Origin of the sequence: Providencia sp. wls1922 (assembly GCF_009706505.1) — a bacterium.
Taxonomy (GTDB): domain Bacteria; phylum Pseudomonadota; class Gammaproteobacteria; order Enterobacterales; family Enterobacteriaceae; genus Providencia; species Providencia lanzhouensis.
The window spans coordinates 1-20088 of record NZ_WLUG01000032.1 but is presented as its reverse complement, the minus strand read 5'-3'; the positions used below and the strand labels follow the sequence as shown (position 1 = coordinate 20088).

At 41.0% G+C, this 20088-nt stretch carries 18 protein-coding genes; 6 read left to right on the top strand and 12 right to left on the bottom strand.

Translation table 11 applies throughout. The features are described from left to right. The first annotated feature begins 39 nt into the window (after positions 1–39). Positions 40–1017, top strand: coding sequence for a bile acid:sodium symporter family protein (locus GKR71_RS01925; RefSeq protein WP_154599237.1), 978 nt, complete (start codon positions 40–42; stop codon positions 1015–1017). Positions 1018–1199: 182 nt separating this feature from the next. Here GKR71_RS01925 and add read toward each other — a convergent pair whose 3' ends face one another. The 3 genes from add to manA form a co-directional block, all read right to left on the bottom strand. Next, the gene (gene add, locus GKR71_RS01920; RefSeq protein WP_036947891.1) at positions 1200–2201 is read right to left on the bottom strand and encodes an adenosine deaminase; all 1002 of its coding nucleotides are present in this window, start codon (positions 2199–2201) and stop codon (positions 1200–1202) included. A 149-nt stretch (positions 2202–2350) separates the two neighbouring features. Continuing rightward, complete coding sequence (locus tag GKR71_RS01915) at positions 2351–3991, bottom strand: YdgA family protein (RefSeq protein WP_036947894.1); 1641 nt, start codon at positions 3989–3991, stop codon at positions 2351–2353. 108 nt (positions 3992–4099) lie between these two features. Continuing rightward, the gene (gene manA, locus GKR71_RS01910; protein ID WP_154633877.1) at positions 4100–5275 is read right to left on the bottom strand and encodes a mannose-6-phosphate isomerase; all 1176 of its coding nucleotides are present in this window, start codon (positions 5273–5275) and stop codon (positions 4100–4102) included. Positions 5276–5453: 178 nt separating this feature from the next. Between manA and fumC the strand changes: the two genes are divergently transcribed. Then, on the top strand, positions 5454–6851 hold the full coding sequence (fumC, locus tag GKR71_RS01905; protein ID WP_036947899.1) for a class II fumarate hydratase: 1398 nt from the start codon (positions 5454–5456) through the stop codon (positions 6849–6851). Between the two features lie 66 nt (positions 6852–6917). Here the strand turns inward: fumC and tus are convergent, their stop codons facing one another. From tus to GKR71_RS01890, 3 genes are all read right to left on the bottom strand, one after another. Beyond that, entirely contained in the window at positions 6918–7823 is a 906-nt protein-coding gene (gene tus / locus GKR71_RS01900; protein ID WP_154633876.1) for a DNA replication terminus site-binding protein, read from the bottom strand. A 154-nt stretch (positions 7824–7977) separates the two neighbouring features. Continuing rightward, on the bottom strand, positions 7978–8550 hold the full coding sequence (locus GKR71_RS01895) for a lytic polysaccharide monooxygenase (RefSeq protein WP_036947909.1): 573 nt from the start codon (positions 8548–8550) through the stop codon (positions 7978–7980). A 114-nt stretch (positions 8551–8664) separates the two neighbouring features. Next, positions 8665–9927, bottom strand: coding sequence for an MFS transporter (locus GKR71_RS01890; RefSeq protein ID WP_108478104.1), 1263 nt, complete (start codon positions 9925–9927; stop codon positions 8665–8667). Between the two features lie 112 nt (positions 9928–10039). Here GKR71_RS01890 and GKR71_RS01885 point away from each other — a divergent pair, with 112 nt between their 5' ends. The 3 genes from GKR71_RS01885 (at position 10040) to bioD (ending at position 13112) form a co-directional block, all read left to right on the top strand. Further along, a complete protein-coding gene (locus GKR71_RS01885; protein WP_036947913.1) occupies positions 10040–10945 on the top strand; it encodes a LysR family transcriptional regulator in 906 nt (301 codons plus the stop codon). Positions 10946–11081: 136 nt separating this feature from the next. Then, on the top strand, positions 11082–12293 hold the full coding sequence (locus tag GKR71_RS01880) for an ROK family protein (protein WP_154633875.1): 1212 nt from the start codon (positions 11082–11084) through the stop codon (positions 12291–12293). Positions 12294–12434: 141 nt separating this feature from the next. Next, positions 12435–13112 carry a dethiobiotin synthase gene (gene bioD, locus GKR71_RS01875; protein ID WP_036947919.1) on the top strand — a complete coding sequence of 226 codons (678 nt, stop codon included), beginning with the start codon at positions 12435–12437 and terminating at the stop codon, positions 13110–13112. Positions 13113–13194: 82 nt separating this feature from the next. Here bioD and GKR71_RS01870 read toward each other — a convergent pair whose 3' ends face one another. The 5 genes from GKR71_RS01870 to GKR71_RS01850 form a co-directional block, all read right to left on the bottom strand. Continuing rightward, positions 13195–13566: a DUF1283 family protein gene (locus tag GKR71_RS01870; RefSeq protein WP_006659792.1), complete on the bottom strand. Its 372-nt coding sequence runs from the start codon at positions 13564–13566 to the stop codon at positions 13195–13197. A 90-nt stretch (positions 13567–13656) separates the two neighbouring features. After that, positions 13657–14403: a bifunctional NADP-dependent 3-hydroxy acid dehydrogenase/3-hydroxypropionate dehydrogenase YdfG gene (gene ydfG / locus GKR71_RS01865; RefSeq protein WP_108478107.1), complete on the bottom strand. Its 747-nt coding sequence runs from the start codon at positions 14401–14403 to the stop codon at positions 13657–13659. Positions 14404–14523: 120 nt separating this feature from the next. Beyond that, positions 14524–16152, bottom strand: coding sequence for a DUF4139 domain-containing protein (locus GKR71_RS01860; protein ID WP_154610118.1), 1629 nt, complete (start codon positions 16150–16152; stop codon positions 14524–14526). Positions 16153–16389: 237 nt separating this feature from the next. After that, positions 16390–17415 (bottom strand): quinone oxidoreductase family protein, encoded by a 1026-nt coding sequence (locus GKR71_RS01855; protein ID WP_108478109.1) that lies wholly within the window; start codon positions 17413–17415, stop codon positions 16390–16392. 15 nt (positions 17416–17430) lie between these two features. Beyond that, positions 17431–17640: a tautomerase family protein gene (locus GKR71_RS01850; RefSeq protein ID WP_036947935.1), complete on the bottom strand. Its 210-nt coding sequence runs from the start codon at positions 17638–17640 to the stop codon at positions 17431–17433. 151 nt (positions 17641–17791) lie between these two features. On the opposite strand from GKR71_RS01850, the gene GKR71_RS01845 reads away from it, so the two are divergent. Further along, positions 17792–18700: a LysR family transcriptional regulator gene (locus tag GKR71_RS01845; RefSeq protein ID WP_036947938.1), complete on the top strand. Its 909-nt coding sequence runs from the start codon at positions 17792–17794 to the stop codon at positions 18698–18700. A gap of 48 nt (positions 18701–18748) precedes the next feature. On the opposite strand, the gene GKR71_RS01840 is transcribed toward GKR71_RS01845, so the two are convergent. After that, complete coding sequence (locus GKR71_RS01840; RefSeq protein ID WP_154633874.1) at positions 18749–19870, bottom strand: ribosomal protein uL16 3-hydroxylase; 1122 nt, start codon at positions 19868–19870, stop codon at positions 18749–18751. Between the last annotated feature and the right edge of the window lie 218 nt (positions 19871–20088).

The window sequence follows — 20088 nt, the reverse complement described above, 5'->3', positions numbered from 1 at the left end:
GCCAGTGTGAAACCTGGCTTTTTATTTGTGGAAAATCGAATGAATTTATTAGCAAAACTTAAAATAGACTCTTTTCTGTTGATTATGATTGGCGTAGTGGTTATCGCCAGTATTTTTCCTTGTGAAGGGGAAGTCAAAACCGTTTTTCAGCACTTAACTACAGCGGCAATTGCGCTACTGTTCTTTATGCATGGAGCTAAGTTATCCAGAGAATCTATTGTTGCAGGGATGGGGCACTGGCGGCTTCATTTACTGGTATTTGCTAGCACTTTTATTCTCTTTCCCATTATTGGTATTGCGTTACGTTTCATGGTGCCTCATTGGATGTCACCGACGGTGTATATGGGTTTTCTCTATTTATGTGCATTGCCAGCAACCGTGCAGTCAGCGATTGCATTTACCTCAGTAGCAGGGGGCAACGTTGCTGCCGCGATTTGTAGCGCTTCGGCATCCAGTATTTTAGGGGTTTTCCTCTCACCTGTTTTGGTGGGGGTACTAATGGATACCGACGGCAGCCAAGCCATGGACACTCTGAACGCGATTGGCTCAATTATGTTGCAATTAATGGTGCCGTTTATTGTTGGGCATTTGTGCCGCCCGTTAATTGCTAACTGGATTAATCGCCATAAAAGATTGGTTAATACCACTGACCGCTCATCGATTCTCCTGGTAGTTTACGTGGCGTTCAGTGAAGCGGTAGTGGAGGGCATCTGGCAAACTATCGATGCTTATTCATTGTTTATCATTACATTAGTTTCTTGCGTCGTGTTAGTGGTGGTGATGGTGATTAACGTGATGTCAGCGCGCCTTCTTGGATTTAGCAAGGAAGATGAAATTACCATCCTGTTCTGTGGTTCGAAAAAGAGTTTAGCGAACGGCGTGCCGATGGCGAACGTTTTATTTCCAGCGGCAACAGTGGGGATTATTTTGCTGCCATTAATGATTTTCCATCAAATTCAATTAATGGTGTGTGCAGTGATAGCCCAGAAATATGCCAAACGATTAGAAAAACAGTAATTAACACGATAAGGCAGCCATTGCTGCCTTTATCTACATGCCAGTTTAGTTACAACATACTAAAGGGTTTAATACTATAAAACAGATTAGCAGCAGAGATAACTTGAAATATCGAAAGGTCAAATAGGGCAGAAACGGGATCTGCCCTATTGGTAGTTATAACGGAGGGGGTTATAACGGGATTATCGGCTGGCCGCTTTACGCATTAACGCGGCTTTTTCGCTGTCGGAAAGGAAAGCCATCGTTAAGCCATTACGTTGTGCTTGCTCAATTTCAGCTTGTGTTAGGCCGGCTTGCGATGCAGCAACATTATATTCGTAAGGTAGCTCGATACCTTGAACAGCAGGGTCATCGGTATTAATGGATGCTAATACACCGTGGGATAAAAACGTTTTCAATGGGTGATGAGCCAGTGAAGGGACGGTGCTGGTTTGAATATTTGAAGTTAAACAGCTTTCAATACCAATGTTATTTTTTGCTAAAAATTCAATAAGTTCAGGATCTTCAATGGCTTTTACGCCATGGCCAATACGCTGAGCACCTAAATGCTTGATCGCATGCCAAATACTAGCTGCGCCTGCGGCCTCACCCGCATGAACAGTGATATTGAGTCCAGTATTACGCGCCTTGGTAAAATGTTCTTCAAATAGGACGCCAGGGAATCCTAGCTCATCGCCAGCTAAATCGAGAGCACATAGTTTATCTCGATGAGCAAGAAGACCGTCTAATTCTATGGCACAAGCTTGTTGCCCAAATGTACGGCTTAAAATACCAATCAGGTTCACTTGAATATCATATTGGCGACAACCAGCGGCAATACCATCAATAACTGCGCCAACAACACCCTCAACAGGAAGCTGGTGCTTCATGGCCATATAGTAAGGGGAGAAACGCAACTCAGCATAGTCGATACCAGCGTTGAACGCATCTTCCACGTTTTCAAATGCGACGCGCTTACAAGCATCTAAATCTGCGAGGACAGCAACACCCCAATCCAGTTTAGTCAGAAAACCCACTAAATCGGCTTCTTGTCCCATAATTTGAACGTGAGGGCGTAATGCTTCAATTTCATCGGCTGGAAGCTGAATGTGATGTTGTTGTGCAAGGGAAAGAATGGTTTCTGGGCGAATGTTGCCATCAAGGTGGCGATGTAAATCCGTGAGTGGGAGTTGTTTGTTTATCACAATAAATGATCCTTATAGATATACTGCCTCCATTTTGTCTGTAATTGAGTAAAAATCAATGAAAAAGAGGGTGATAAAAAGAAAAACGCCAGTCTGTGTGACTGGCGTTTACTTGATTTATCTTAAGGGAAAATTATCTTAAGAATCAATTACTGTGCAGCTGGCGCTTCTGCTGGTTGTTCTGCTTCAATTGCAGGTTCTGCAACTTCTGCACCATCAGCTGGTTGAGCTTCTTCTTCGTAACCCATTTCATCTTCTGCGCCCGGCATCATTTTCATCTTAGTTAAGAATTCAGCTAAGGTATATTTGTCGTCGTTGAAGGTCAGATCGTTACCAGAGAATTTAACAGTCATGGTTAAATCGTTTTCGCTGTCGATCATCCAAGGGTGTTTTTTCTCTTTCGCTTTTTCTGCACGTTGTTCATCCGTCATGAACATTTCTTCGAACGGGTTAGAGAACATATCCGCAGTCAGCATTTGTTGAACGCCTGCGAACTCTTCAGAAACTTGTTCTTGAACCGCTTTCTTGTCTTCTGCTGATACTGCTACGCCACCATCTAAGATCATCGCTTGAGTCATTGACTCAATGATCATTGGCTTGTTCAGTTTCATGCTGAAGTCGAAAGAAGTGATCAGTTGTTTGAACGCTTCATCCACTTTGTTTTGCATTGCTAACGCAGTGATTTCGTCTTGATTCCACTTGTTGAATGTGATGCTCAGGTCGATAGAACTTTGACCAGCGTCGTTTTTCCAGTAGAACGGGCTCATTGTGAATACAGGCTTGCTTTTCATCAGCTCTGGCAGAGTCGTGGTCATCATCTGCATTGCGATTTTTTCGCTAACTTCACCAGGGTTGCCTGTTGCTAAGCCATCAGCCAATGCTTGGTTGTATTGCTCCACAAACTTGCCTAATGCTTTCGCATCTAATTTCTCGATAGCAACCGTCAGCTCACCAGAGCCTAAGTTTTGCTCTAACGCTTTTACATCGCTGATTTTGTAAGAAATATTACCTTTAACATCATCACCGTTGATAGATGTATCACTTGAAACGTCTAAGTTTTTGAACGAGAACTTAGTTTCAGGGATGCTAACATCGGTATCTGCGATCACGAAAGATTGAGTACCAGTATAGAAGCCGTGCTGAGATTTCGTGACGTTAGAAACCAGCTTCAGGCCTTTCATGGTGATAGAGCCTTCTTCCTTGGTGCTGCTAATGACTAAGCTATCAGTCACTAAAGATGCATCAACGGTGCTTAAGTCAGAACCGGTTGCGATATCAAATTTAGCGCCACTGAAAGAGAACTTACCATCATCTTTAGTGTACTCAAGTGGGATCAGCTCAATGCTAGAATCCACATTTTTGCTGTAGCCGATAACCGCAGAACCATGCATGAATGGCTTGCCTTTAGTCGCTTCAAACAGCTCTTTAGTCGCTTTAGTGTTCGCTAATTCAACATTCACTGCGCCCAATTTTGGCATCAGGTTGAATTTAGCCACTTGAGATAATGGCAGTGGACCGTGCGAGATATCCGCTTTAAAGACGATGTTTTCGTCAGCAGAAGTGGTTGAAGTAATGACGATGTCAGCTTGAGAAGAGAAAACACCACGTTTGTAGTTCTCTAATTTGAAGACAACATCAGCACTTGGATTGTTAGCGGTGATAAACGCATTGGAATTCGTAATCACTTTATTCAGTTCAGCTTCAACTTTTGAACCTGTGTACCATGATGCGCCAGTCCATACTGCGCCCAGAGCAACGATAACACCTACCGCAACTAATGACTTTTTCATTATCAACATCCATCCTTTCAGTACGTACAAAACGTACTTATGTAAAAATAATATAAGTTTTATTACCCGTTTGGCTGTGTGTACCAACGGCTAAATACAGAATACGACCTAAAAATTAAATACTCGGGCTAATTGACCATTTCCTTTAATAGAAATGTTATCCTCATAAGCAGGTAAGAAAACAGATTCACCAGAATTCATGTTTATTTCTTGATTACCTGATCGCAATACTAACTTACCTTCAATACAAAACAAAATTGAAGCAACATGGTTAGTTATGAATAACCCAGAGCAGTCAATAGAATATATATTAAATGAAAAATCTTCTACTGGGATCTTATATTTCCAGACATTTCCAGATTTTTCGGGAATGTTGAACAAATCTTCAGCTTTAATTGATTTAAAATCAATATTATCAACCAGTTCTTTAACATCGATATGTTTACTGGTCAATCCAGCCCGTAAAACGTTATCTGAATTAGCCATCACTTCTAACCCGACACCTTCTAAATAGGCGTGAGGGGTTCTAGCGGCTAAGAACATGGCGTCACCTGGTTGTAATTCAACGATATTTAGCATTAAAGGTGTAAATAAACCATTATCTTCTGGATATAAGTTCACCATTTGTTTAATTGAATTCCAAGGCTCACCTTGTTTGCTATTTAATGCAGCTTTTAATACCCCTATAGCAAGATCTTTTTGTTCGCCTGTCAGATTAAGAATCTGTGCAAATAATTTTTTAAGTCGTTCTTCACTTGGTGCTTGAACGAAAAGTTGAATTTCAGGGTGAGCGGCTGCAATAAAGCTAAATAATTCGACAATTTCATCTATAGGACGAAATGCATTCATTGCTTTAAAAGGCGTTAATGCATAAATCAGCTCTGGTTTATGATTATCATCTTTATAATTACGTATAGGAGAATCTAAAGGGATCCCTTGCACATTTTCTTTAGCAAATCCTATTTCTGCATCATGCTTATTTGGATGAACTTGAACAGAGAGAGGCCGAGCAGCACACAATACTTTAAATAAATAAGGCAATCGGCCAAAGCGCTCGGCGATATGTTTGCTCAGTATTTTCTCTGGATTTTCTTTAATGAAGCTATTTAACGAGATTTTCTGATGTGTTAAGGGGGATATGACCTCAGAACTGGCTTTGGGGTGAGCGCCCATCCAAAGTTCAGCCATAGGTAAATTATCCGGATTAGGATAGCCATACAGCTCATTGAGGGCAGTTTTACTTCCCCAATCATAGTGTTGGATTTGGTTTATCATTTTTAGCATATCAAAACTCTCTTTTTGCAAAAATCAACTAATTTCCTTTTTACTACAGCACAATAAGCTCGACCAAGTCTCATAATTGAAATTCAATTTGTGGCATTATACTGCTCGGTTATTTGCTTACCTGCAAGCAGATGATTCTAAAATTAATTATTCTGAATATGTACCTAAGGAGCTAGTAATGGCAGCCACTCGCATTGAAAAAGACTCAATGGGACCAATTGAAGTACCTGCTGACCACTTGTGGGGCGCGCAAACGCAGCGTTCTTTAGAACATTTCCGTATCTCTGTAGAGAAAATGCCTGTTGCTCTGATCCACGCATTAGCTGTCACTAAAAAAGCGGCTGCAAGCGTGAACATGGATTTAGGTTTACTGCCAAAAGATCGCGGTGATGCGATTATCGCTGCGGCAGACGAAGTCCTTGCTGGCAAGCATCCAACAGAATTTCCCCTCGCTATCTGGCAAACTGGTTCTGGTACTCAAAGTAACATGAACATGAATGAGGTACTTGCTAACCGCGGTAGCGAAATCCTCGGGGGACAGCGCGGTAACGACCGTCTGATCCACCCAAATGACGATGTTAACAAGAGCCAAAGCTCTAACGACGTCTTCCCAACAGCAATGCACGTGGCGGCCGTTGTCGCGATGCGTGAACATTTGCTGCCAGAACTGAAAGTTCTGCATAAAACCCTCGATGCGAAAGCAAAAGAATTCAAAGACATTGTTAAGATCGGTCGTACGCATTTACAAGATGCAACACCATTAACATTGGGTCAGGAAATTTCAGGTTGGGCCGCTATGTTAGCCCATAATGAAAAACATATTGAAAACGCAGTGCCACATGTTTGCGAGCTTGCGTTAGGTGGTACTGCGGTCGGTACAGGCTTAAATACTCACCCTGAATATGCGGTTCGTGTTGCGAAGAAAATTGCAGAATTAACGGGTCAACCGTTTGTGACTTCACCGAACAAATTTGAAGCATTAGCAACATGTGATGCATTAGTTCACGCACACGGTGCATTAAAAGGCTTAGCTGCTTCTTTAATGAAGATTGCTAACGATGTTAGATGGTTAGCATCGGGTCCTCGTTGTGGTATCGGCGAAATTTCGATTCCTGAAAACGAACCAGGCAGCTCAATCATGCCAGGCAAAGTGAACCCAACTCAGTGCGAAGCATTAACTATGTTATGCGCTCAAGTGATGGGTAACGATGTTGCAGTGAACATTGGTGGAGCTTCTGGTAACTTTGAATTGAACGTGTTCCGTCCAATGGTTATCGATAATTTCTTACAATCTATCCGCTTATTAGCTGATGGTATGCGTAGCTTCAACGAACACTGTGCGGAAGGTATCGAACCAAACCGTGAGCGTATCGAGAAATTACTGCACGAATCTCTGATGCTAGTGACTGCGCTAAATACCCATATCGGCTACGACAAAGCAGCTGAAATTGCGAAAAAAGCGCACAAAGAAGGCCTGACTTTGAAAGAATCAGCTCTGAAATTGAACTACTTAACTGAAGCGCAATTTGATGAGTGGGTTCGTCCAGAAGATATGGTTGGTAGCATGAAGTCGTAATTATCTTTATCTTTATCTAAGATAAGGTTTTCAGCCCCTGTACTAGAAATAGAGCAGGGGCTTTTTTTATCGCTCTATATACAGATTTAAGCGTGGTATCAGTAATTCAACAGGCTTTGCTTTTGGGCGATTACGCAATGCGATACTGTCTTGATGATAATCCGCCAGCTCACCCAACTTTATGTCACTCAATATTTTATCGACAGCAAAAACCAATATCGGCGTCGCACAAGGATATTGTGTTTGCTTTTGAGTTTCTTTGTCCCAAACTCGGGCGATAGGTTGAACTTTAACCGGACGCTGTGTTTTTAGAATGCAATCATGGGGAAGGGAGCGAATTAACTGGATCTCAGTTTCTAACTGCAGCTGCCAATGTTCGCGCTGTAAATGAGCCGGTGTTCTTCCGCTTTCTAGACTGGCTTGTAAACGGTTGAGCATCTCTTCTTGAGTCACTTTGTTGATCACTTTCTTATTTGCCCACCCAAAACGAATAGTATCAGGATCGACAACAGCGGTGAATGTTCGATAGGTATTCAGTGTAAGTAGCCCATGCAAACTTTCTCTTATAAATTCAAACCGATGAGCCTCATCGACATTGGTCACTATTTGCTTAATGTCTATTTTTAACTGGTTGATATCGGAAATTAACTGCTGAAATTGTTTATATTCAGCGTAAGAGGGTGCTAAACAAATCGCTCCTGGTAAACGTATCGCTGTTTTGTTGCTAACTAATTCTGATTTTTTATGAATAAACAAAAGCTTAAATAGCTCTATTGTTTGGGCTATTGCATCGTTTCCCGTATGTTTATCCACAAAGATAGAATTGACTTCATTGTTTTCGTCCCCTTTAAGGGTTTCCGGTAAACTAAATACAGCCGCATTGACACCTTTTTGCGCCTGAAGCAATTGGCATAGCAGATTAATATTCGACTCTAATAGATTGAATGAGCTAATTAACTGTTGTTTGGACATTTGATGTATTCAACCTTATATTTAGTTACAACATTCTTTGTGATTATAAAACAAAACTAACATTAACATCTCAGTTTATCAACAGGCTTAATCAGGAAATTAAGGGATAGCGCAGTAGGGTATTGTACTATCCCATCATGGTTTTTTCTTGCTGTTATTGCTTATAATCTATCTCTATATCAATCACTTGATAAAATGCATTGCCCGTATCATTAATGGTCCAAACCCCCAAAACAATATGGTAGCCTTGGTAATTTTGAGGGAGCTTGCAATTGTGCTGCACTAAACTCGGCGGCGTCTCTACTTTTTCGTATTTACAGAATGGCGTTAATTCAAACTGGGATCGGGTTAATGGTTCACTTGGGTTCCAATCTTTTCGTGTAATAAAATATTCCCATTTCGTCGTTTTGTGGATCGCCGTTAATCGCCAGAAAAAATCAAAATCAGGTGTTTCTATTAACATGCGCGTCCAGCGAAAAGGATTCTGAACATCGATAGATGAAAAAGCCGCAACACCCGCACTGGCAATTTTACCATCAACCGGTCCTTTTTGAGGGAATCCTTTCAATCCTTCAACAGATTGAGGTTCGTACTGAATAGCGCCACAGTTTTTATTGGTTTGTAATTTACACAGGTAAGCTCGGCTTGCAGGATACTCGATATAGCCATGAGGCAGGGCAAAGTAGCTATAGCAGAGTAATAAAGGAAATAATAATAATTTTTTCATTGAAGATCCTCATCATTGATTAATTTATATATTTTCTATTAACTATGATGAGGATGTGAATTCTAACCTTTGGTAGCAGTTAACTTATTGGATTATTCGGTAATTTATAAGCCACTAACATTTTGTTTTTAACTTATAAGCGATACCTACACCGGCCAGTAGAAGAGCCGCAATAAATAATGCCACGCCATTCCAACCATATGCCGACCAGAAAAAGCCACCCAATGTACCGGCAATACTGGAACCCGCATAATAGCTAAACAAATAGAGGGAAGATGCTTGTCCTCTTGCCCGTTTAGCGCGACGTCCAACCCAGCTACTTGCAACGGAATGCCCGGCAAAGAATCCAGTGGTCAATACTGTCATGCCTAATAAAATGACCCAGATATTACTGTGTAACGTCAAAATTACGCCAATTAACATCATCGCAATGGCAGCAATTAAAATTCGCCCAAAACCATGTTTCTGGGTCAAACTTCCTGTTTTAGTCGCGCTATAAGTTCCTGTTAAATAAATAATAGATAAGAATCCTACGACAGACTGACTAAAATTATAAGGCGATTCAAGTAAGCGGTATCCAATGTAGTTATACATGGTGACGAAACCACCCATCAAGATAAAGCCCTCAATAAATAACCAAGGTAATCCCGTATCGCGTAGATGTAAGTGTAAGTTAACCCAAAGGTTTCTAGGTTTCAGAGAACTCGCGCGAAAGTGTTGGGATGGTGGTAATAAGCGCCAGAATCCAATCGCGGCCAACAACGCCAATGAGCCTAAAATAACCACCGCAACGCGCCATGAATAATAGTCGGCTATAACCCCAGTCATTAAACGCCCACTCATTCCCCCAATTGAGTTACCACTGATATATAAGCCCATCGACAGTGCAACATAGCTCGGGTGAATTTCTTCGCTCAAATAGGTCATGGCGACAGCGGCGACACCGCTAAGTGATAATCCCACTAATGCACGAGCGATCAAAATCCCTTGCCAACTCTCCATTATCGAGCTCATTAATGTAAAAAGTGCCGCACAAGTCAGGGAAATGACCATCACATTTTTACGACCAATTGCATCGGAAATAGGACCAGTGATCAGCAATCCCAATGCCATTAATCCTGTACTTAAAGAGAGTGATAAACTGGCCGTCGCTGGGGAAATATTAAAATCCGCTGACAGCATTGGCAAAATAGGTTGTACAAAGTACAGCAACGCAAATGTTGCAAAACCTACAGTAAAAAATGACAGAGTGACACGCAGGTACAGAGCATCGTCCCGTTGAATATAATGTTTTTTCGGCTCTGTATTGGTCAAGGTTTTGGTTTGTTTTCCTTGGAGAGATTGGCTCGTTGAGAGGCTATTTGACTGCTGTTCCATGTAAATTCCTTGACGACTAAACGGACTTGATTTCGATCAAAGAATAGAAACTTTCTATTTTTTTGTCTAATATATTAATAATACACAATGATACATTTAAAATATCAATCTAATGAACATAGAATTACGCCACCTACGTTATTTTATTGCGGTTGCCGAAGAGCTACATTTTGGACGTGCAGCTGAGCGCTTGCACATGTCTCAACCGCCACTAAGCCAGCAAATACAGGCGCTTGAAGAAATGGTGAATGCCAAATTATTAGAGCGAAATAACCGCAATGTCGCCTTAACCCCAGCTGGCGCCATGTTTCTCAAGGAAGCCTACCAAATTTTAGGGCAGGTCGATGCCGCTGCGACCAAAGCGGCTCGGATGGAAAAAGGGGAACTGGGCGAATTATCTATTGGTTTTACGTCAACAACGCCATTCATGCACAAAGTCACCATGAGCCTACGCCAATACCGAGAAGCATATCCTGATGTTTCTATTCATATGCATCAAATGAATACGAAGCAGCAAATCCCGCCTTTAGTGACCGGGCGCATAGACATTGGCATCATGCGCAATACAATATTGCCTGAACAATTGGACTATCAATTATTGTTTAGAGAGCCTTTTATGGTTGCGGTTTATGAAGGGCATCCTTTACTGGCTTTTGAAGAAAGTGGTGTCGACATTAAGCAACTAGCCGCTTATCCGTTAGTTTTCTTTGAGCGGGAAGTAGGGACGGCACTGTATGATGAGATTAACCAATTATTAGCTTCCGAAGGAGTGGTTCCTACAATTTCCCAAGAAGCAGGAGAAGCTATGACCATTCTAGGTTTGGTATCTGCTGGAATGGGAATATCCATCATCACTGAATCCTTTACACGAATGAAGATTGACGGTGTGAGGTATCTAAAACTCGCGAATATTCAAGCTACTTCAGAAGTCTGGTTGGTCTACAATACTCGACGAACGCCACCTGCTGCGGCTAAAAAACTGACTGAATTACTGCTGCACAATATTGTGGGTATATAAGTATTGTGAGCATATAAAGCGTAAGATTTGAAATGATTAACGAGATTTGCATCACGTTTTATATGTAAATGTAGCCGAGTTTTCATTTATATCAGGCATAATCTATCATAATTTATAACGATTTCTGAGTGTTAAGATGATAAACCAAACGGGGAATACCGACCAAATAAAGCAATTAAATACAGGGCTTGTGTACCGAATTATTGCACAGCATGGTCCTATTTCCCGTATTGCGTTATCAAAACAGTCTCAATTGGCTCCGGCGAGTATCACCAAAATTACCCGTGAATTGATGGATGCTCACTTGATACAAGAACGTGAATTTCCAGTATTAGGGTTAAGAGGGCGCCCAGCCGTTGGGTTAGTCATTGAAAGTGAAGGTTGGCAATTTTTAGCCATTCGAATTGAACAGCAACACGCTATTATTTCGTTAAAAGAAATTAATGCTAAAACCCTCACGGAGCAATGCTATCCTTTTGATGTAAAAGGTAATCAACAATTTAGTGATCGGTTATCGGAACTGATTAGTCTATTTTTCGAAGAAACCGCGTCTTACTTAGAAAGAGTTACGGCGATCAGTATCTTATTAGATGGTCTCTTAGACTCTTATTCTGGAGTTATTTATAGGTTGCCTGACTACCATGTCCACCAACTGGCTATCGGCGAAATGCTCACAGAAAAAACAGGGCTACCCGTCTATCTTCACCCGCCTGTTAATGCTCTAGCTATCGGCGACCACCTCAAACATTCAGAATCTCGAGCACAAAAAAATATTATTTATTTACAGATTCAAGAAATGGTTAATATCGCAGTGCTGAATCACGGCTATTCGCTGGATTCAATAACACGTCAGCCTATATTATTTGCACATACTCCAACTGATTCAGAAAGACCACAATCTTGCTATTGTGGAGGAAAGAGCTGCTTAGAAACTAAGGTATCCATTCCTTCAATTATTCAGCAAGCAAGCGAATTACTTGCAGATTATCCTGAATCTATTTTGCATAAAGAGAGCGTCGATATTGATACAATTAGTCGAGGTGCAATAGAAAATGATCCATTATGTATTTTATTACTCGATATAACAGCCAAACGACTCGCTTATCCATTAGCTATGATGATTAATTTATTTGGAACCGAATTAATTTTAATTAATTCGCCTTTAACTGATGAGCAAAATTATTGGTTTACTCGCCTACAATATTTTATCTCATTATATGGGAATCCACTTTACAGTAATAAATTAATGTTTGAGAAATCAACAATTTCAATTAACGAAAGTGAAACGGCATTAATTCAAAATGCACTTTATGATGGCTCACTGTTGTTGCAATTACTGCAAGGCTAATACAATTTGATAAACTTCTCATTATCTTACACAAAATTGAGCTAACGCAAACTTATCATTTCCCCATTCCCATAAACTGAATTCATATCATTTTTATAGCATTTTGCTGACTTTAGTCTGTCACTTCAGGATAGAACAACCATGAACAATCTATTTATTACCGGGACAGATACAGATGTCGGGAAGACGGTATCGACACTAGCAATATTACAAGCACTTAATAATCAAGGTATTAAAGCAGTAGGGTACAAACCTATTGCAGATCAATGTATCGATACACCTGAAGGGAAGCGCAATAAGGATGCACTTCTTATTCATCGTGTTTCGCAAGATCTAGTCTCGTATGATGAAGTTAACCCTGTCCGACTTGGTGATAATTACAGCCATGAAAACAGTATTGATTTTAATAAAATCAATAAAGGATTAGATCACCTTCACGAGCAAAGTGACATAGTTGTTATCGAAGGTAATGGTGGATGGCGTTATCTTCTCGATGATAATACTTTTTATGCTGATTGGTTGAAAAAACAATCTGTTGGCGTGATCTTAGTCGTCGGCATTCAGCATGGGTGTGTCAATCATGCATTATTGACAGCTGAAGCTATTCGAGCGGATGGTTTACCGTTAGTCGGTTGGTTAGCCAATAGAATCAACCCAGGCTTGGCACATTACGCTCAAATTATCCAGCGAATGCAACAACATATTAATGCGCCATTATTGGGTGAAATTCCTTATTTATTGCGTCCTGAAGAAAAAGAGTTGGGACATTATTTAGATGGTGAAAAACTGCAAGAATTTGTTTCGGTTCCTGCATTTTAATCTTTATAGAGATTTTAATTTATTATCTAAGCAAAAGGGCGCAAATAGCGCCCTTTGTTTTATCGATATAGTCTATTTTCAACTATGGATTGATAATTGGACGACCTGAGTTAACATCAAGACAACGTTGAGTATTTGGCTCCCAATACGCATTAAGATTCAAACTTTTCTCACATTTATCTTTAGCATCAAATGCGGCGTCAATTTTATCAAACTCTTTTTCAGTGCGACGGTTAACTTTAGAACGCAGCATTTTAGTCTCATCCCACTGTTCTTTATCTTGTCGCGCCTGTTCCTTATTCAACGGATCATTACTACCATTGCCGACAGAAACACAAGTGCTACCCGCAGCGCATGATGTATTAGCTGCTTGCGCCGCATTAACCCACATCAAAGGGAGGCAGAAGCAGATTGCAGCCAGACCATTTTTGATAAATTTTTGTGACGTGCTCATGTAATTTCCTTTCGTTTCAATACTCGCTCTATAACCAGAGTATAGCTAATAAACAATAATGCCGTCTTTATAGAATAGTACGAAAATTTATTATTGTTTATGTACGGTTAAGCCAGCAAATGTTTGGCACACCGGCATTAATTCCAGTGTATTAACGTTCATATGAGCCGGAAGTGTTGCCACCCAGTAAACAGTTTCCGCAATATCTTCAGCAGTGAGGGCATCCGCGCCTTTATAGGTGTTCGTGACTTTTTCATCATCACCTTTAAAGCGGACATTTGAAAACTCAGTTCCACCGACTAACCCTGGCTCAATATCGGTCACACGGATTTTTTTGCCCACTAAATCTGCACGTAATCCTAAGGAAAATTGTTTTACAAATGCCTTGGTTGCACCGTAAACGTTGCCACCTTTATATGGCCAAGATGCCGCGGTAGAGCCAATATTGATAATGTGTCCGTGATTTTTTTCCACCATACCTTGCAGCACTTCATAAGTCATATTGACTAAGCCTTTGGTATTTGTGTTGATCATAGTTTCCCAGTCATCCGGATTAGCATTAAATGCAGGCTCTAAACCTAAAGCAAGCCCCGCATTATTCACTAAAAGGTCGATATTTTTTAAGTGGGAGGGCAAATTAGCTACAGCGTGTTGAATCGCTTTTCGGTCTTGTACATCCAGAGTTAATGGATAAAATTTGTCACCCAATTCTTGGTGTAATGCATTTAATCTTTCAGTTCTACGTCCTGTTCCAATCACAGTGAAGTTATGCTGAATAAATTTGCGAGCAATAGCTTCACCAAATCCTGATGTTGCGCCGGTTACTAGAATAATCATTAGGTACCTCAGGTTGTTATCGTTGTTTGTTTTGAATCATTCTAACCTTATTATTAAGGGGCTTCCAAGCCCCTTATTTAGTTCTTTTACACCAGTAAAATAATTAACTTATTTAGTGAGTTATAATCCATTAATCTGCTTATTTTTAGGGTATTTCAGCGTATAACTTAGCGGTAACTCGACGGTCTCTTGAGGTTTAAGCGTTAAATCCCATTCAATTTTATTCTCTGTTTCATCTAATTTTCCGCCTTTAAATTCAGGGTTGAGCACTTTAATATCGGCATCTCGGCTCGTCGGGAGTTGGTCATAAACAGACAGTTTAATGTCATTTTTCCGCGTATTACGTACTTTAATTAAGAAGCTTTCTTTTTGCTCAACCGAGGAGCCCATAAAGGTCGGTTTTTTACGCATACCTGCATTATTCACACGAGAAATTTGAATGTTATCATCCACCCCGAATGGAATATCGAGAGTCTCAGTTAATTGCCCTGAATTCACATAAAAATCACCCACATAGCTGTTCATAAAGTAAATATTTGCAGGACCATTCAGTAAGTTCAGTGTATCCCAGTCATCAATTTGTGCTTGCAAATAGACTTCTTCAGCCATTTTTGGCGTTGATGTATAACGATATTTAGCATCAACATCCGCTTGCTTAATGGTAATGGATTTTGCTTTAGGGGTAGAGGCTAAGCTAAAAGGCAAGTCGATGTTATAACTGAGATTCACGCCATTGGTGTTGGTCGACACATAGTTTGCCATTCCAGGGCTGCGTTTTTTTACTGCTGAGAGTTCCGCTACTGGCGCAGGTGCTGCTACCTCCATATCCATGGTTGCGGACATTTTTCCGCTCATATAGCCTTGATTATATTGGTCATAAACAGACAATAACCATGGCGTTAAAAATGGCGGGGTGATATTACGCGTTGGATTGGCAGAGGAAAGGGTAAGTTTAACTTTGTCCCAGTCCATGCCAGTATTTTGAATAACATCAGCTTTGTAGGTAATACTGACTGGTTTATCAATATCTTTAGCGCGAATATCATAACTTGGAGACCAACCGGCATCGGGAGTGACATACGAGATTTGCATGTTAGTACTCAAATTTTTGGGAGCATCAACCGTCAACACAATTTGCGTCTGTTCACCAATATTATCGGGAAGAATGCCTTCAAATTTTGTCTGCAATAATGCTTGTTTCTCTGTCAATTCATCAATCTGCTGCTGATACGCTAAGTTTTCACTCAATATCGCAGACATTTGCTTGCGAATAAATTCCAATTTGGATGCGGACTGCTCAAGGGATAATGTCGTCGTTTCACCAAAAAAGCGCTGGTCTTTCAGTAAAGCAAGTTGGTCATCACCCACTTTTATTTTGATATTAAGTTCTGAAATTTGCTTAGTTATCGCGTCTATTTGCGTTTTTAAATTTGCCACTTCACCTGTGTAGACAGGTTCCACTGCAATGGTTTGCACATCAATTGAGCGAATCAAAACATCTTCATTATCTAAGCTAATAGAAAGGCTTTTTTGATCAAGGTGGTTAGCAACATTGGTAAAAACCAGTTTACTTTCGCCTTGCGGTAAATTAACAGTGGCGCTATTCGTTAACTCGGCACCGCGTAAAAAAATCGTGGCTTGATTGAGTTTAAGAGGGTGCAAAAGCGGCGCTGATTCAGCAAATGCTTGCCATGACGCTAACGCCGATACAAATAAAATTCCTTTGGTGAATTTGCGAGTGACAAACATATTGATACTCCATTAGCTGGATAAATTAGTTTTGTTGATAGTTTTTAATCATATTGGAATTTAATCCGTTGAGATAACAGAATAAGCTTAAAGTAAGATTCTATTTATAAAGAGCAATCAGAATGGTTGGCTGATGTTTTGATTATCTTTTAAAAAAAGAGGTTTTGATTTCTGAGGATAGATAAGAATTGAACCACCGACTTTTTTATAGCGGTCGGTGGCTGAGAGCGAATAATATTAAGGAATAAGTATAATTGCGCCACGTGCCTGGTTGTTTGCAATTCGCTCATGAGCATAAGCTGCCTGAGATAACGGCAACGTACTGTCAATCAATGGTCTGATTAGCCCTTTTTTAATAGCAGGAAGCCATCTTGAAAAATCTTCTATATCGCCAACCAATGTTCCTCGTAGCTGTTTTTGAGTGAAGAAAAAATTACGAACATCGATTGTCGCTTGCGTACCTGCCATAAAACCCATTGAGACAATAATGCCTTCTGGGCGCACTACGTTGATTGTTTTTTGAAGAATGTCGCCACCTAAGTTATCAATTGCAACGTCAACACCTTTTCCTTCAGTCCATTTTTGGATGGCAGAAACAAAATCCTGTTCAGAGGTGTTAATAATAAAATCGGCGCCAAATTCTTTGACTGTTTCAACCGAGTTTGAATTCTGTACCGTTGTGACCACGCGCGCCCCAAGCGCTTTCGCCACCTGAATGCTCATCAACCCTGTACTTGACGCACCCGCCTGCACCAGAACGGTATCTCCGGCTTTAACTTCACCAACAATTTCCACAGAACGAATAGCAATAAGTAGTGGCACCGGAAGTGCAGCGATTTGCTCAACGGGTAAGTCCGTATTATCAATCAATAGCCACTGCGCAGGTACGACAATATATTCAGCATAGGTTCCCTGAGTGTGAACCCCGGGAATAGCGTAACTACTGGCAACTGTCACTGGGCGAATATGTGCTTCTGACGGATCCAATGGATAACCTGGCATTGAGATCACGCGGTCACCGACATTAAATCCAGTGACGTCTTCACCCCAATTTATAACCTGACCTACCGCATCGGAACCTAAAACATGGGGAAAGGTGATATCGGGTGAAATTTCACCTAAACGAACATAGTGGTCAAGTCGGTTAGTGCCAATTGCCAGTGTTTTAACGAGGACTTCACCTAGACCCGCTAGAGGCATATTCAGATCTTCATATTTTATTTCTTCAGGGCCACCAAATTGATGAATGACTGCAGCTTTCATGCTTTTATCTCCAACTTATCGTGAATTTTCGTTTTTTCTAAGATCGGTTACGATCTCCCCGCCAACTCCCCAGTTGTCGGTTTTGACTTCATCAATTACGACAAAAACAGACGACTTCGGTTTTCCAAGTACCTGATTGAGCAGGGTGGTCGCACCTTCAATTAAGCGTTTTTTTTGATCGTTGGTGACACCTTCATCTGTCACTTTGATATTGATATAGGGCATTTTATTGTTCTCTGTCGTGCCATCGACTGATTACAGAAGTTGGCGTTGTTGTATTGATGTTGCCTATAACAATAATTCATTACTTAAAATTGAAAAATAATCGCAGTGTTATTATAGTTTATACATTATGTAACTAATCTTTCAGGTGGCTATGCAACGCTATTTTGATGATATGCAAATGGGCAGTATCGAATTATTCTGCCTTACCGTAGAAACCGGTAGTTTTACAGCGGCGGCTAATGCAGCTGGCGTTACTCCAGCTGCAGTCAGTCGTTCTGTTGGCCGACTTGAAAAAAGATTGCAAGCCCGATTATTTGTTAGAACGACACGCAGTATGCGAACAACCGACACGGGGCAGCAATATTACTTGGATTGTAGAAATGCGTTAAATCAACTCATTGAGGCCGAAAGCAAAATCTCTGGGGAACATCAGATACCAGTTGGGATACTCCGTATTAGTGTTCCAACACTCTATGCGCATTACCGATTACTCCCTCGATTAAATCAGTTCTGTTCTCGGTATCCGCAATTGAAAATAAATCTGGAAGTCAGCAATGAAAATATTGATTTTTCAGAGGATAACTATGATGTTGCTATCAGAGGAAGCGAGTTACATGATTCAGGATTAATTGCCCGTCGCCTTGAGGATGCTGAACTCATCATTGTGGCTGCACCTTCATATTTGCAGCAGCATTCCACACCTCATGCTCTTTCTGACCTTATGCATCATGAATGTATTCAATATTCCTTACCCAGTAGTGGTAGAAAAATACCGTGGACATTTCGTTCACAAGGGAATGTTGTAAAAATAGAGACGACAGGGCGTTTGTTATGCCAGCAGGATTTTTTGGCCACGCTGACATTAGTGAAAAATGGGGCTGGTCTTATGCAGGTATATCGATTTACTGTCGAGCAAGAATTACAACGCGGTGAGCTAGTAGAAGTTCTGCAAGAGTATGCGGGAACAACTCGTCCGTTTATCTTAATTTATCCATATGCCCGTTATATTCCGTTGAAAACAAAAAAGTTTATTGAGTTTATGACGAGTAATGGAAAATGAGATAAAACACCCATCACCAGGTGTTTTATCTTATTAGGCTAAAGTAACTTATTCTTCGAAATACCAATATCCCTGATTGATAAATTCGGTCAACTCAGCGACAAAAATTGGGTTATCCAGTGCTTCATCGAGTTCATTTATTCCAATTTCCGTAAGCTGGCACAATGCGTCCGCACCTTTTATTTCTGTGGTATTCCAACCATCTGAATTAACAAAGAAATGATCGCCGATGCGCATGACTCGTAGCCCGCTTAGTCGTATCAATTTTTCACCTGCATTCAAAGCACTCAGTACTTCTTCCGGCTGATATGGCGGTTCAGCAGGGGCAATATCCAACTCATGGCGTGGAGTGGTTGCAAAACGACCTAACCACTGTTCAAAATCACCGGGCTTATTGATCATTTCAATCATCATAGCGCGTAAGCGTTCAACCTCATGAGGCTCCATGGTTCCCGCATTTTTACTGACTTTCAGGTCAGGATCGCCATAGTTTATTCCACCCAAATCCTGTTCCAGTGCATAGTCAGCAAAACTGCTCAGCAAATCGCGCCCAGTAGGACCACGGAAGCCGACAGAATAGTTCATGGTATCTTCGAAGGTGAAGCCATCGTGAGGGAATCCCGGCGGAATATACAGAATATCGCCCACTGCCATTTCTACATCAATAATCGGCTCAAATGGGTCAACATGTAATAATGCCGGATGTGCGCAAAACTGACGCATGGGAAGGGCGTCACCCACTCGCCAGCGGCGGCGTCCCATTCCTTGGATGATAAAAACATCATAGTTATCAATATGTGGCCCAACACCACCACCAGGCACTGAATAGGAGATCATCAAGTCATCAAGACGCCATTCAGGCAGCACGCGGAACGGTTTTACCAGTTCAGCGGCAGGCATATGCCAATGGTTGACGGCTTGTACTAGCAGTGACCATCCTTTTTCGCCTAATTCGCTATAGTCTTCAAACGGACCGTGGCTCGCTTCCCATTTGTCATCAATGAAGCTGACTAGGCGACTGTCAACTTCCGGTTCCATCGCCAAACCGGCCAGTTCATCTGGAGTGATAGGGTCGACAAAACCAGGAAATGCATTTTTCAATACAACGGGTTTTTTCTGCCAGTATTTTTCTAGAAATTCAGGCCAGTTAAGATTCAGTTTGTTAGCCATGTGACCACATCTATATAAGTAAATAAGCCAGTCATTATAGAAGTAATATGCCCTTATATTTTTGTTTGGCGTCAAACGTAGGTCGATAACTTTGGGGGAATCAGAATTCAAGAACCAAACAATCGTCAAAGTTAAATTAAATCTCACAGAACTTTAGCGGGAAGACATGAAGCAACTACTGAAGAGCTTAATTGGTCGTAGATAAAAGACAGTTTCAG